Genomic DNA, 13,641 nt, shown 5'->3' on the forward strand with positions numbered 1-13,641 from the left:
TGTTACGCTTTAATATCTCTCAATTTAAGTTGTAGTGATACATTACCTTGCCATTCATTTTCATCAATAGAGTATACGGCCTTAAAAGGTTTTTTATCTTTAATAAGTTCATACTTTTTGCCCATACCAAACCCAATACAAACTATGTTATTGGCTTCTGGTTGGGTAACGGTTAACCTTAAATGTGTTTTATCTTCGCCTACACATTTACCATACCCTGTATCAACCAAATCTTCGGTCATAAAAACAGGGGTCATATTACTTGGCCCAAAAGGTGCAAATTGCTTTAGTATACGGTAAAACTTTGGTGTGATATCTGCTAAAGTAATTTGGTCATCAATTTTTATTTCGGGCACTAATAAACTTTTATCAATGGTACTAGCTACTTCTTTTTCAAAAGCTATTTTAAAAGCTTCGTAATTTTCAGGTGGCAGTGTTAAACCAGCTGCATATTTGTGGCCACCAAACTGCTCAATATGTTCGCTGCACGCTTCTAAAGCATTATAAACATCAAACCCTGTAACAGACCGTGCCGAAGCAGCCAATTTATCTCCACTTTTAGTAAAAACTAATGTGGGTCTGTAATAGGTTTCGGTTAACCTAGAAGCCACAATGCCAATAACACCTTTATGCCAAGTTTCATGGTAAACAACAGTAGTAAAACGTTCTTGTTCATTATTATCTTCAATTTGTTGAAGCGCTTGGGCAGTAACTTGTTTATCGGTTTCTTTTCTGTCAATATTATAATTTTCTATATTTTGAGCATGCTGAAGCGCTAAATTATAATCATCTTCAGCTAATAATGCTACGGCAAAATTACCGTGTTCCATACGTCCGGCAGCATTAATTCTAGGTGCTAGTGTAAAAACAACATCAGTAATTGTTAATGTTGTTTTATTAAGTTGGTTTAAAATAGCCTTAAAACCGGGCCTTGGTTGGGCATTTATTACGTTTAAGCCAAAGTGTGCTAACACCCTGTTTTCGCCAGTAATTGGTACAATATCTGCTCCTATGGCCGTTGCTACCAAATCTAAATACGGTAATAAATCTTTGGTTGTTAAGCCATCTTTTTCAGCAAGGGCCTGGATTAATTTAAACCCAACGCCACAGCCACAAAGCTCTTTATATGGATATTCACAATCTGATCGTTTAGGATCTAAAACAGCTACCGCATTAGGAATTTCATCTCCTGGCCTGTGATGATCGCAAATAATAAAATCTATCCCTAAAGTTTTTGCATGCGCTACTTTATCAATAGCTTTAATACCACAATCTAACGCAATAATTAGTGTAAAATCATTTTCTAAAGCAAAATTAATGCCTTTATATGATACGCCATAACCTTCATCATACCTATTTGGTACGTATGTATACACTAAATTGTGTTTGGTTTTTAAATAGGTTGACATTAGTGCAACGGCCGTTGTTCCATCAACATCATAATCACCATACACCAAAATATTTTCATTATTTTCTATGGCTTTTTCAATGCGTGCCACAGCTTTATCCATATCTTTCATTAAATACGGATTGTGAAGGTGTTTTAAACTTGGCCTAAAAAAGTTTTTAGCATCGTTGTAAGTTTCTATACCACGTTGCACTAAAAGTGTTGCAACACTTTGGCTTACTTGCAATGTAGTTTGTAAATGCTTTACTTTTAATGATTCTGGTTTTGGCTTAAGCGTCCAGCGCATAAAATATATTTTAAATTAAAAGTGCTTAAAGTGAACTAAATTAACCTTTTAAAGTTTAAAAACATTATAGTTTTAGGCACTCTTATTATGAAAATACGTTTCAACACTTACAGTGGCAAACTGACGAAACATTTCCATAACGCCACAATATTTTTCAACAGATAAATCTACTGCGCGTTGTAACTTTTTTTCATCTAAATTATCACCATAAAAATGAAATTGCATAGTAACTTTATCATAATATGTTGGGTGTTCTTCAGTTAAATTAGCATCAATTTCAATGCTAAAATCGGCCACATCTAACTTCATTTTTTTAATTAATGAAGCCACATCTAAACCAGAGCAACCCGCTAAACCTGATAGCATTAGTGCTTTTGGGCGGTAGCCCTCACTATTCCCTCCATTTTCTGGGCCTGCATCAATAAATAAATTATGCCCAGACGGATTGGTGCTTTCAAACTTCATATTACCTAACCACTTTGTTGTGATATGATTTGCCATATTCTTGAAATTTTTTGTTTCTTGTAGTAGTCAAAAATACTATATAAAAATTACATATGCCTTTAGTAACGCCTTTATCTGCAGACCACGATTTAGAAACAAAAGAATTAGCTAAATTTTTTAATGAAACACTTGGGTTTTGCCCAAATTCTGTATTAACTATGCAGCGCAGACCCGCCATAAGCAAAGCTTTTATAAACTTAAATAAAGCTGTTATGGCTAATGAAGGACGCGTAACATCGGCCTTAAAACGTATGATTGCTTGGGTTAGTAGTAACGCTACAGGTTGCCGCTACTGTCAGGCACATGCCATTAGAGCTGCTGAACGTTATGGCGCTGAGCAAGAACAACTTGATAATATTTGGGAGTACAAAACACACCCTGCTTTTAATGAGGCTGAACGTGCTGCTTTAGATTTTAGTTTAGCCGCATCTCAAGTACCTAATGCCGTTGATGAAACCTTAAAAAAACGCTTATATGAGCATTGGAACGAAGGTGAAATTGTTGAAATGCTTGGGGTTATTTCGTTATTTGGGTATTTAAACCGTTGGAATGATTCTATGGGAACAAGTATTGAAGATGGCGCTGTTGAAAGTGGCGAACAATACTTGGGTAAACATGGTTGGGAAAAAGGAAAGCATGTTTAGGTTTACGGAATACTTCGCTTTTAAATAGATTAAATAAAGCCTCTCGATACGGGAGGTTTTTTTTATGTACGCATAATAATTTTTTACAACAAAACACGAGCTAATTACTTATCAATACAAGAAGTCTTTATTGGCTTAAAACATCTGATAAGACTAATTAACAAACCTCAAATAACATATTATGCTATATTTATTATTAGGAACTATACCATTATTACGAATATTACGAACTCTAATTATAGAAGTTGGTAAATCAATACGAATTTCTCAATTACAAAAAATAGATAATTCTAAAATCGAATCAATTAGTAATTACGAAAGAAAGTCAAAAAACAAATATTATTACTTCCCTTTTTTTAATAAAAAACATGATACCTAAACAGCTAAATCAATTCTTTAACCCGCCGTCTCAACTCTGGCAACACCTCAACCTCAAACCACGGATTTTTAGTGAGCCAAAATCTGTTTCGTGGTGATGGGTGTGGCAATGGCAAAAATTTTGGTAAATAATCATGAAAATTAGCTACAGTTTCTGTTAATGTTCCTTTTGCTTGTTCACCTAAATAATACTTCTGTGCGTACATACCAATTAAAATAATAAGCTCTACGTTTTTTAACTCATCAAACAACGGTTTGTGCCATTTGGGTGCACATTCGGGTCTTGGTGGTAAATCGCCCGTTTTTCCTTTTCCTGGATAGCAAAACCCCATAGGTATTATGGCAAATTTAGCCTCATCATAAAACGTTTTATTATTTACACCCAGCCATTTTCGAAGTTGCTTACCACTAGCATCATCCCAAGGTATACCTGAGGCATGTACCTTAGTTCCTGGTGCTTGCCCAATGATTACAATTTTAGATTTTTTATGTGCAGAAACTACAGGTCTTGGACCTAATAACAAATGTGCTTTACAAATAGTACATTGGGCTATTTCTTGAAGAAGCTGCTGCATTTTTTGTTTTTTAATTCTAATCATTTAGAATATAATGGAAGAAGCATTTTTTCTTTTTAATAAGTGTCTTCTTCCTCAATATTTAAATGACAGATTATTTCTTCTTTAAAGCTGGTTTTTCAAAATTTAAACCTTCAAAACCAGTGCTCATAAAGTTTCTAATATTTTGGTGGCCTGTACCATTAACATCTTTTAAAACATCATTAAAATAGTATTGACCAAAACAAGCTAAGGTTTCTTCTTTAGTTAGGGTTTCGGCTTGTGCAAATGCAAATAATTTACATGATCCTGAGTTTTGACCTTCGGCATTTTCTAAACTTCCATTTTTAAATGCAGTTGGGGTAAATTGGTAATTTGATTCTATAACTTCCATAGTTTCAGAAAAATCTATGGCTTCAGGGTTATTTTGTAATTTGTTTTTAAATTCTTGTATGGTCATTTATTTTATTTTTTTCAATATTATTTTTTTCCGCCTACAATAACAACTATTTCACCTTTAGGAGGTTTATTTGTATAATATTCTAAAACTTCTTTGGCGGTGCCACGCACGGTTTCTTCAAAAAGTTTGGTAAGCTCGCGTGATACTGATACTTGTCTATCTGCTCCAAAATATTCACAAAAATGCCCAAGTGTTTTTATTAACTTATGCGGACTTTCGTAAAAAATCATGGTTCGTGTTTCTTCTGCTAATAATAAAAGTCGTGTTTGGCGTCCTTTTTTTACGGGTAAAAAACCCTCAAAAACAAATTTATCGTTTGGCAAGCCAGAGTTTACTAATGCTGGTACAAAAGCGGTAGCTCCGGGTAAACATTCAACATCAATATTGTTTTCAATACATGCACGTGTGAGTAAAAAACCAGGATCGGAAATGGCTGGTGTTCCTGCATCACTTACTAAGGCTATAGTGGTTCCTGCTTTAAGTTTTTGAATTAAATTATCAATTGTTTTATGCTCATTATGCATGTGGTGAGATTGCATGGGTGTTGCTATTTCAAAATGCTTAAGCAATTTGCCCGATGTACGCGTGTCTTCGGCTAAAATTAAATGGGCTTCTTTTAAAACCTCAATGGCTCTAAAGGTAATATCTTTTAAATTACCTATAGGTGTTGGTACTATGTAAAGTTTGCTCATAAACTATTCTGAAGAAATTTTTATTTTGTACTTAGCCAAAAGCCCCGTAATTGTTGCTAATGAAAATTTAGCACCTTTTAGGTTGTTTTTTTCCGGATCTATAACAAAGTTATACGATTTTGAAAAATTAGCATCTTCTAAATTTGTAGCGTCAAAAATGGCACTTTGTAAGTTACAATTATTAAAAATTGCTTTTTTTAAAATGCTTTGAGTAAAATCTGTACCTATACATTTTGAATTGGTAAATACCATTGATGATAAATTTTTTTGGAAAAAAGAAGCATGATTAAGTTGGCAAGTGTCTATTTTAATTGAAAACCCAAAATTAGAACATGTTTCAAAATTAACACCCAATAATTTTGAGTTTTTAAATAATACATCTTGAAAACTTGTATCTGCAATGTTAGCTGAACTTAAATTGCAATCATAAAACTTGCAGTTTATAAATCTAATTTGTGATACGTATGAATTTGAAAAATCACAATTTATAAACGTACATGCATCATATTCACCTTTTTCTAGTCTGTTTTTAGTATAATTTACCTTTTCAAAAACCTCATCATCAACAAACTTATCTATCATTATTTTAGCTTTGCTTAATTAAATTTAGCTTCAATAATTTCCATAAAGCGCTCTTCAAATTCTTCTTTACCTTCCCAATTTTGGTAATCGGGTTTTACCATGGTATTTAAAAATGCTTTTGCACTTGATAAAGAATCGGTAGTATTTATTTGTGAAATTACCCTATCATAATCTTCAGGTTTACCATCAAACAAGTGTTTTATAAACGCTATTTTATCATTAAGCCCAATTTTGAGTCCGCCACTTTTAAGTTTGTCATTTAAAGATTTTTTATCATCGGTAATACCATTTTGTACTGTTGAAGCGGGTTCAAAAACTGGCATATCTTTAAAATCTTCGGTTATGGTTTCAAAATCATCTTTTTTAATAATGTCTTGCGGCATAGCTTTATCAAAAACAGTATCAATTTCTGGCGCTTGTTCGGGCATATGTGCTACCATATCTTTAATTGTAGCAATACCGTGTTCCATAATAGCATCTTGTTCAACATCATCTAAATTCACGTAAATTTTGTCTTCAACTTCAATATTATCACTTATTTTATTGTTAAAAGCAACATCTAACATGCCAAAAAATGATGAGTTATTGCCAATTGTAGGTATATCATCTTCAAAATTTTCATGGGCAAATTTTAACACCGAAAGTGTTTCATAAAGCGCAGTAACTTCGGCATGCATTTTTATAACATCTTCTTTTCCTTTTAGTTTTAAAATTCTGTGAGCAATACTAACTAATTCAGATTCTAACTTCTTCTTCATCAATTTTAATTTTTTATGGTTTAATATGCCTAAGGTTTTTGTTATTTAAAAAAATTACGCACCTTTATACAAACAAAAGTGAGCTTTGTTTTATAAACTTATTTAAATGCTTTTTATTGAAATAAGTTCCTGTTAAAATTACAAAATGTTTCTTGAAAATACTGTAAATCATAAAGAACAATTTGGTTGGATTGAAGTTATATGCGGATCTATGTTTTCTGGTAAAACCGAAGAACTGATTCGTAGGCTTAAACGCGCCAAATTTGCAAGACAAAAGGTTGAAATTTTTAAACCTGCCATAGATGTAAGATATGATGAGGAAATGGTAGTATCGCATGATGAAAACCAAATACGCTCTACACCGGTGCCTGCTGCTGCTAATATTCCTATTTTAGCCGATGGCTGTGATGTTGTTGGCATTGATGAAGCCCAATTTTTTGATGACGAAATAGTACGTGTTTGTAATGACCTTGCCAACAAAGGCATACGTGTTATTGTTGCTGGTTTAGATATGGATTTTAAAGGCAACCCTTTTGGGCCTATGCCTAACCTTATGGCTACAGCCGAATATGTTACCAAAGTACACGCTGTATGCACCCGTACGGGCAATTTAGCCCAATACAGCTACCGTAAAACTAAAAACGAAAACCTAGTGCTTTTAGGTGAAGTTGATGAATATGAGCCTTTAAGTAGAGCTGCTTTTTACAAAGCCATGTTACGCGATAAAGTAAGAAACATGGATGTAAACCAACCTAAAGAAATTACCCCAAAACCTAAAGAAGATAATGCCTAAAGCGGAAGAAACCGTACTTGAAATAGATTTAAATGCCTTAAAAAAAAATTACACGCATTTAAAAACTAAACTAAACAGCAACACCAAATTTATGGCAGTTGTTAAGGCTTTTGCATACGGTAATGATGCTGCGGTAATTGCAAATTTTTTACAAACTATTGGTGCTAATTATTTTGCTGTAGCTTATGCTAGTGAAGGTGTACAACTACGAAAGGCCGGCATAACTGCACCCATTTTAGTTTTACACCCACTACCATCAAATTTTGATGCTATAATTGAACATTGTTTAGAGCCTAATTTATACAACAGCAAGGTTTTAAATGAATTCATTAAAACTGCTGCTACCAAAAATCAAAATAACTATCCTGTACATATTAAGTTTAACACAGGCTTAAATAGGCTGGGGTTTACTAAAAATGATGTAAAGCTTATTAGCAATAAACTAGCAGAAACATCAACTATTAAAGTTGCATCACTATTTTCACATTTAGTTGCTAGTGAAGATTTAAATGAAAAAGCTTTCACCTTACATCAAATACATACATTTAAAAATATTGCTGATAACTTTTCAAACACTGTAGGCTACAAACCCATGCTGCATATATGCAATACTTCGGGCATTTTAAATTACCCCGAAGCACATTTTGATATGGTTAGAAGCGGCATTGGCTTGTATGGTTTTGGTAATTCTGAAACTGAAAATAAACACTTAACACCCATTGCCACACTAAAAACTATAATTTCACAAATTCATACCATAAAAAAAGGCGAATCTGTAGGTTATAACCGTGGGTTTATTAGTGATGGTAATTATAAAACAGCCACATTACCTATTGGGCATGCCGATGGTATTGGCAGGCAATACGGCAAACAAAAAGGCTATGTTGTAATAAAAGGCAAAAAAGCCCCTATTATTGGTAATGTATGTATGGATATGATTATGGTAAACATTACTAATATTGATTGTAATGAAGGAGACGAAACCATAATTTTTGACAAAAACACAACTGCCGAAGATTTAGCACAAACAGCTAACACTATTTCTTACGAGTTAATTACCGGAATTTCACAACGCGTTAAACGTACATTTTTAAAATAAGCTTATAATTTTTAGTGACTTTTTTGTTACTTTAGTGTCTCACTATCTATAAAATTAAAATTATGCTTAAAGAATTTAAAGATTTTGCAATGAAGGGCAACCTTGTAGACATTGCTGTAGGTTTTGTTATGGGTGCTGCTTTTAACAAAGTAGTTGCATCATTTACCGGAGGTATTGTATCTCCATTAATTGGTTTATTATTTAATACAGACTTCAAAGACTTAAAATACAAATTAAAAGAAGGCACTTTAAATGACGCTGGTGAAATGGTAGGAGAAGTTTATTTAGAGCACGGACAGTTTATTACAAATGTATTAGACTTTATAATTGTAGCATTTGTAATGTTTATGGTTGTAAAAGGTGTTAATAAAATGAAGAAGAAAGAAGAGCCAGCACCTGAAGCACCAAAAGGGCCAAGTCAAGAAGATTTATTAGCCGAAATCAGAGATTTGCTAAAAAAATAACACAATGTTAAATAAATAACAACCTGTTATTTGTTGTTAAAAAGACCTCGTTTTCAAAAAATTGAGGTCTTTTTTTTGGTTTATAAGTATAATTAATGTCTAATTTTGTGGGCTCAAAGTTCAATTTAAAACATATAAAAATGAAAGTAGCTGTAGTTGGAGCCACTGGAATGGTAGGCGAAGTGATGCTTAAAGTTCTTGCAGAACGTAATTTTCCAATAACTGAATTAATTCCTGTTGCCTCAGAGCGCTCTGTAGGTAAAAAATTAACCTATAAAGGAAATGATTATACCGTTGTTGGTTTGGAAACCGCCGTTTCAATGAAACCAGATATTGCGCTATTTTCTGCAGGTGGAGACACCTCTTTAGAATGGGCTCCTAAATTTGCACAAGCTGGTACTACTGTAGTTGATAATTCTTCAGCTTGGAGAATGGATCCTACAAAAAAACTAGTAGTGCCTGAAATTAACGCATCTGTTTTAACTAAAGATGATAAAATTATAGCAAACCCTAACTGTTCAACAATACAGTTGGTTATGGCATTAAATCCGCTTCACAAAAAATATAAAATGAAACGTGTGGTTGTTTCAACATACCAATCAGTTTCTGGTACAGGTGTTAAAGCCGTAAAACAATTAGAAAACGAAATTGCAGGTATTGAAGGGGAAATGGCCTACCCATACCCAATTGGTAGAAACGCATTACCACACTGTGATGTATTTTTAGAAAATGGCTATACCAAAGAAGAAATGAAGTTAGCCAGAGAACCTCAAAAAATTATGGACGACAGAACATTTTCTGTATCAGCTACAGCTGTTAGAATTCCAACAGCAGGCGGGCACAGTGAGTCTGTAAACGTTGAGTTTGAAAACGATTTTGATTTAACCGAAGTACGTCAATTATTAAGCCAAACACCAGGTGTTGTAGTACAAGATGATTTAGCTAACAACGCTTATCCAATGCCAATTTACGCGCATGATAAAGACGAAGTTTTTGTTGGAAGAATTAGAAGAGATGAAACACAACCAAATACATTAAATATGTGGATAGTTGCTGATAACCTTCGAAAAGGCGCTGCAACCAACACTGTTCAAATAGCCGAGTATTTAATTGAAAATAATTTAGTATAATTCAATTTTCATTAAAAGATTGTTAAAGGCTTCTGCTTTTTGCAGAAGCTTTTTTTATTTTTGGTAAAACTAAAAATGCAATCAATGAAAAAATTACTAATTGCTACACTTAGCTTATCCTTTTTTGTAGCCTGCAAAAAAGAAAATTCAACAAAAAACATAATAGCTGTGAATTATCCAGAAACCAAAACTGTTGACACTACAAACACTTATTTTGGTGAAGAAGTGAAAGACCCTTACCGCTGGTTAGAAGATGATATGAGTGCAGAAACCGCTGCTTGGGTTAAAGCACAAAACACAACAACATTTGATTATTTAGATAATATACCGTTTAGAAAAGATTTAAAAGAACGTTTAGAACAGCTTTGGAACTACGAAAAAGTTGGTGCACCTTTTAAAGAAGGAAACTACACCTATTTTTCAAAAAATAATGGATTACAAAACCAAAATGTGCTATATAGAACCAATAAAAACGGTGATGAAGAGGTGTTTTTAGACCCCAATACGTTTTCTAAAGACGGCACTGTTTCTCTTGGTGGTTTAAGTTTTTCAAAAGATGGCAGTATTTTAGCCTATTCTATTTCAGAAGGTGGTAGCGATTGGCGAAAAATAATTATTATGAATACCGAAACCAAACAGGTAGTTGAAGATACTTTGGTTGACGTAAAGTTTTCGCAAATTTCTTGGTATAAAAATGAAGGTTTCTACTACTCTAGTTATGATAAACCTAAAGGCAGTGAACTATCTGCTAAAACAGATCAGCATAAAGTGTATTATCACAAACTAGGTACTTCGCAAAAAGAAGATACACTTGTTTACGGTGGCATCGCCAATGAAAAACACCGTTACATTTACGCTGAAGTAACTGATGATGATAAATACCTTATAATTACACCACGTATTTCTACAACTGGTAACAAACTTTTTATTAAAGATTTAACTAAGCCTAACAGCAACCTTATTACCGCTTTGAATGATACCAATAGCAATACATCGGTAATTGATACAAAAGGTTCAACCTTATACTTAATTACAAACTTAAACGCACCTAACAAACGCTTAGTAAAAGTTGACGTTGCTAACCCAACTCCTGAAAACTGGGAAGATATTATTCCTGAAACAAACAATGTTTTATCAGTTTCAACTTCTGGAAACTATTTTATTGCAGAATATATGGTTGATGCGGTTTCACAAGTAAAACAGTATGATTATAATGGAAAACTAATTAGAGAAATTACACTTCCGGGTATTGGTAGTGTTGGTGGTTTTGGTAGTAAAAAAGATGAAAATATTGACTATTTTGCTTTTACCAACTACAATACACCATCAAGTATTTACAAACTTAATTTAGAAACTGGCGAAGTAACTCTTTATTGGAAACCTGCCATAGCTTTTAATAGCAATGATTATGTGAGTAATCAAATATTCTACACATCAAAAGATAGCACAAAAGTACCAATGATAATTACACACAAAAAAGGTTTAAAATTAAACGGTAAAAACCCAACTATACTATATGGTTACGGAGGCTTTAACGTTAGTTTAAACCCATCTTTTAAAATTACAATGGCCGTTTGGATGGAGCAAGGTGGTATTTATGCTGTACCTAATTTACGTGGCGGTGGTGAATATGGTAAAAAATGGCACGATGCCGGCACACAAATGCAAAAACAAAATGTGTTTGATGATTTTATTGCTGCAGGCGAATATTTAATTGAAAATAAGTACACATCATCTGATTACTTAGCTATTAGTGGCGGATCTAATGGCGGATTATTAGTTGGAGCAACCATGACACAAAGGCCAGATTTAGCTAAAGTAGCTTTACCTGCCGTTGGCGTTTTAGATATGTTACGTTATCATACCTTCACTGCTGGTGCTGGTTGGGCTTACGATTATGGAACTGCCCAAGACAGTAAAGCTATGTTTGAATATTTAAAAGGCTACTCGCCAATACATAATGTAAAAGCGGGTACAGAATATCCTGCAACTTTAGTTACAACAGGCGATCATGACGATCGAGTAGTACCAGCGCACAGTTTTAAATTTGCTGCTGAGCTACAAGCAAAACAAACAGGAAATAATCCTACTTTAATTAGAATTGAAACCGATGCTGGCCATGGTGCAGGAACGCCTGTTAGTAAAACCATTGAACAATATGCTGATATTTTTGGCTTTACGCTTTATAACATGGGCTTTAAAGTATTACCAAGTAAAACAAAAGAGCATGTAAAGGGCTAATGTTAAAGGCATCTTTTTTTTGAAAAATATTTTAGACCAGTAAACTTTAAAAACTTTACTGGTCTTTTTTTCATTCTCAGTATTGCTTAAAATCTATGAACCCAAAAAATATTTTTTAGTAGTTCATTGTTATAAATAACAACACATTTTTTTATACTATTTTTACTGCTTAATTATGCTACAAGTAAAAAACATATGGTTTGGGTATGGTAATAAACCAACGTTAAAAAACATCAGTTTTAACGTAGCTGCAGGTGAACACCTTTCTATTATTGGCGAAAGTGGCTCAGGAAAAAGTACTCTTATTAAACTGCTTTATGGTGAATACGATTTAAACCAAGGCAGTATTTTTTGGAAAAACACACAAATTTTAGGACCTGCTTATAACTTAGTAATTGGGTACGATTTTATAAAATATGTAGCCCAAGAGTTTGATTTAATGCCCTTTACAACGGTAGCCGAAAATATTGGCGATTTCCTTTCAAACTTTTATCCTGAAGAAAAACAAAAACGTGTTAATGAGTTGCTAAAAGTTGTAGAATTAACGCATTTAGCAAACACCAAAGTAAAGTTACTAAGTGGTGGCCAAAAACAACGTGTTGCATTGGCTAGAGCTATTGCAAAACAACCTGAAATTATATTATTAGATGAGCCTTTTAGCCATATTGATAACTTTAAAAAGCAAACCCTAAGACGCAGTTTTTTTAAATATTTAAAAGAACAAAATATTGCCTGTATTGTGGCTACTCATGATAAAAATGATGTGTTACCATTTGCTGATAATATGATTGTTTTAAGCAACAATGAAGTAGTGGCTAATAACACACCCCAAAATTTATACAACAACCCTAAAACGCCTTTAATTGCTTCTTTTTTTGATGAGTTTAACCATATTGAACCTTTTGGTTTGGTATATGCACATCAAATTAAAATTGTTGAACATTCAAACTTAAAAGCTACCGTAAAACATTCTTATTACAACGGAAACCATTATTTAATTGAAGCTATTTTAAATGATAAATTAGTACTATTTAAACATGAAAATAGTATTGAAAATGATACAACTGTGTATTTAAAAGTTGTTAAACTAAACTAATTTTTCAATAGTAAACTCTACATTTCTAAAATTAAGTGTATCACCTACCGTTTTTCCTAATAATAATTTTGCAATAGGTGTGTTAGCCGAAATAGCGTAAAATGTAATACTATCAATCGTAATTTCGCCAGCGCTAATAGCAATAAAATAATGAATGCCAGAAGTATAAATAACGCTACCTAAACTTACTATTGTTGCAGTTTTTTTTACATCAATTTTAGATAAAATTTCTTTTGTTTTTTGAATTTCGGACAATTGATTTCCCGCCTTTTCACGTTCTAATTGCAACATGGCTCTGCCTGTTTCATGCTTATCGCCTGCAGTACTTTTTGTTTCTGTTGTAAGTGATGTTTGAATGTCTTTTATGGTAGCTTCAACCGTTTTAAGTCGGTTATCAATAAAACTTTCGCATTGTTTATACAGCGCTTCTTTAATATTCATACCGCTAAATTACTGCTTTTCATAAGAAGTTGGGTGCTATATTTTTATTAGCAAATTATATTTTAACCTTAAATAAATTCAGGATAAAAATTAGCCGTAAATAAAGCGAGG

At 33.0% G+C, this 13,641-nt stretch carries 15 protein-coding genes; 7 read left to right on the top strand and 8 right to left on the bottom strand.

Annotated elements, in window-relative coordinates; all coding sequences use genetic code 11:
- Positions 1 to 2: 2 nt before the first annotated feature.
- Positions 3 to 1,694, bottom strand: coding sequence for a single-stranded-DNA-specific exonuclease RecJ (recJ, locus tag FUA26_RS03645; protein WP_147131691.1), 1,692 nt, complete (start codon positions 1,692 to 1,694; stop codon positions 3 to 5).
- 72 nt (positions 1,695 to 1,766) lie between these two features.
- Complete coding sequence (locus FUA26_RS03650) at positions 1,767 to 2,195, bottom strand: OsmC family protein (protein ID WP_147131694.1); 429 nt, start codon at positions 2,193 to 2,195, stop codon at positions 1,767 to 1,769.
- A gap of 56 nt (positions 2,196 to 2,251) precedes the next feature.
- On the opposite strand from FUA26_RS03650, the gene FUA26_RS03655 reads away from it, so the two are divergent.
- Positions 2,252 to 2,842, top strand: coding sequence for a carboxymuconolactone decarboxylase family protein (locus FUA26_RS03655; RefSeq protein ID WP_147131697.1), 591 nt, complete (start codon positions 2,252 to 2,254; stop codon positions 2,840 to 2,842).
- A 383-nt stretch (positions 2,843 to 3,225) separates the two neighbouring features.
- Here FUA26_RS03655 and FUA26_RS03660 read toward each other — a convergent pair whose 3' ends face one another.
- The 5 genes from FUA26_RS03660 to FUA26_RS03680 all read right to left on the bottom strand — a co-directional run bounded on the left by FUA26_RS03660 (position 3,226) and on the right by FUA26_RS03680 (position 6,266).
- Positions 3,226 to 3,795: a uracil-DNA glycosylase family protein gene (locus tag FUA26_RS03660; protein WP_147131700.1), complete on the bottom strand. Its 570-nt coding sequence runs from the start codon at positions 3,793 to 3,795 to the stop codon at positions 3,226 to 3,228.
- Between the two features lie 94 nt (positions 3,796 to 3,889).
- Positions 3,890 to 4,234 (bottom strand): HopJ type III effector protein, encoded by a 345-nt coding sequence (locus tag FUA26_RS03665; protein WP_147131703.1) that lies wholly within the window; start codon positions 4,232 to 4,234, stop codon positions 3,890 to 3,892.
- A gap of 20 nt (positions 4,235 to 4,254) precedes the next feature.
- On the bottom strand, positions 4,255 to 4,926 hold the full coding sequence (gene rsmI, locus FUA26_RS03670) for a 16S rRNA (cytidine(1402)-2'-O)-methyltransferase (protein ID WP_147131705.1): 672 nt from the start codon (positions 4,924 to 4,926) through the stop codon (positions 4,255 to 4,257).
- A 3-nt stretch (positions 4,927 to 4,929) separates the two neighbouring features.
- Positions 4,930 to 5,508: a pentapeptide repeat-containing protein gene (locus tag FUA26_RS03675; protein ID WP_147131708.1), complete on the bottom strand. Its 579-nt coding sequence runs from the start codon at positions 5,506 to 5,508 to the stop codon at positions 4,930 to 4,932.
- A gap of 14 nt (positions 5,509 to 5,522) precedes the next feature.
- A complete protein-coding gene (locus FUA26_RS03680) occupies positions 5,523 to 6,266 on the bottom strand; it encodes a hypothetical protein (RefSeq protein WP_147131711.1) in 744 nt (247 codons plus the stop codon).
- 145 nt (positions 6,267 to 6,411) lie between these two features.
- Between FUA26_RS03680 and FUA26_RS03685 the strand changes: the two genes are divergently transcribed.
- The 6 genes from FUA26_RS03685 to FUA26_RS03710 all read left to right on the top strand — a co-directional run bounded on the left by FUA26_RS03685 (position 6,412) and on the right by FUA26_RS03710 (position 13,089).
- A complete protein-coding gene (locus tag FUA26_RS03685; protein ID WP_147131714.1) occupies positions 6,412 to 7,059 on the top strand; it encodes a thymidine kinase in 648 nt (215 codons plus the stop codon).
- A complete protein-coding gene (gene alr / locus FUA26_RS03690) occupies positions 7,052 to 8,158 on the top strand; it encodes an alanine racemase (protein WP_147131717.1) in 1,107 nt (368 codons plus the stop codon). The genes FUA26_RS03685 and alr overlap by 8 nt, the downstream gene beginning before the upstream one ends.
- A gap of 62 nt (positions 8,159 to 8,220) precedes the next feature.
- A complete protein-coding gene (gene mscL, locus FUA26_RS03695) occupies positions 8,221 to 8,622 on the top strand; it encodes a large-conductance mechanosensitive channel protein MscL (protein ID WP_147131720.1) in 402 nt (133 codons plus the stop codon).
- Between the two features lie 140 nt (positions 8,623 to 8,762).
- The gene (locus tag FUA26_RS03700; protein WP_147131723.1) at positions 8,763 to 9,752 is read left to right on the top strand and encodes an aspartate-semialdehyde dehydrogenase; all 990 of its coding nucleotides are present in this window, start codon (positions 8,763 to 8,765) and stop codon (positions 9,750 to 9,752) included.
- 84 nt (positions 9,753 to 9,836) lie between these two features.
- Positions 9,837 to 11,993, top strand: a complete 2,157-nt coding sequence (locus tag FUA26_RS03705) for a prolyl oligopeptidase family serine peptidase (protein ID WP_147131725.1) — start codon at positions 9,837 to 9,839, stop codon at positions 11,991 to 11,993.
- A gap of 175 nt (positions 11,994 to 12,168) precedes the next feature.
- Positions 12,169 to 13,089, top strand: a complete 921-nt coding sequence (locus tag FUA26_RS03710; RefSeq protein ID WP_147131728.1) for an ABC transporter ATP-binding protein — start codon at positions 12,169 to 12,171, stop codon at positions 13,087 to 13,089.
- Here FUA26_RS03710 and FUA26_RS03715 read toward each other — a convergent pair.
- Positions 13,081 to 13,530 carry a 3-oxoacyl-ACP synthase gene (locus FUA26_RS03715; RefSeq protein ID WP_147131730.1) on the bottom strand — a complete coding sequence of 150 codons (450 nt, stop codon included), beginning with the start codon at positions 13,528 to 13,530 and terminating at the stop codon, positions 13,081 to 13,083. The genes FUA26_RS03710 and FUA26_RS03715 overlap by 9 nt on opposite strands.
- Positions 13,531 to 13,641: the final 111 nt, after the last annotated feature.

This window comes from Seonamhaeicola algicola (assembly GCF_007997385.1).
Classification (GTDB): domain Bacteria; phylum Bacteroidota; class Bacteroidia; order Flavobacteriales; family Flavobacteriaceae; genus Seonamhaeicola; species Seonamhaeicola algicola.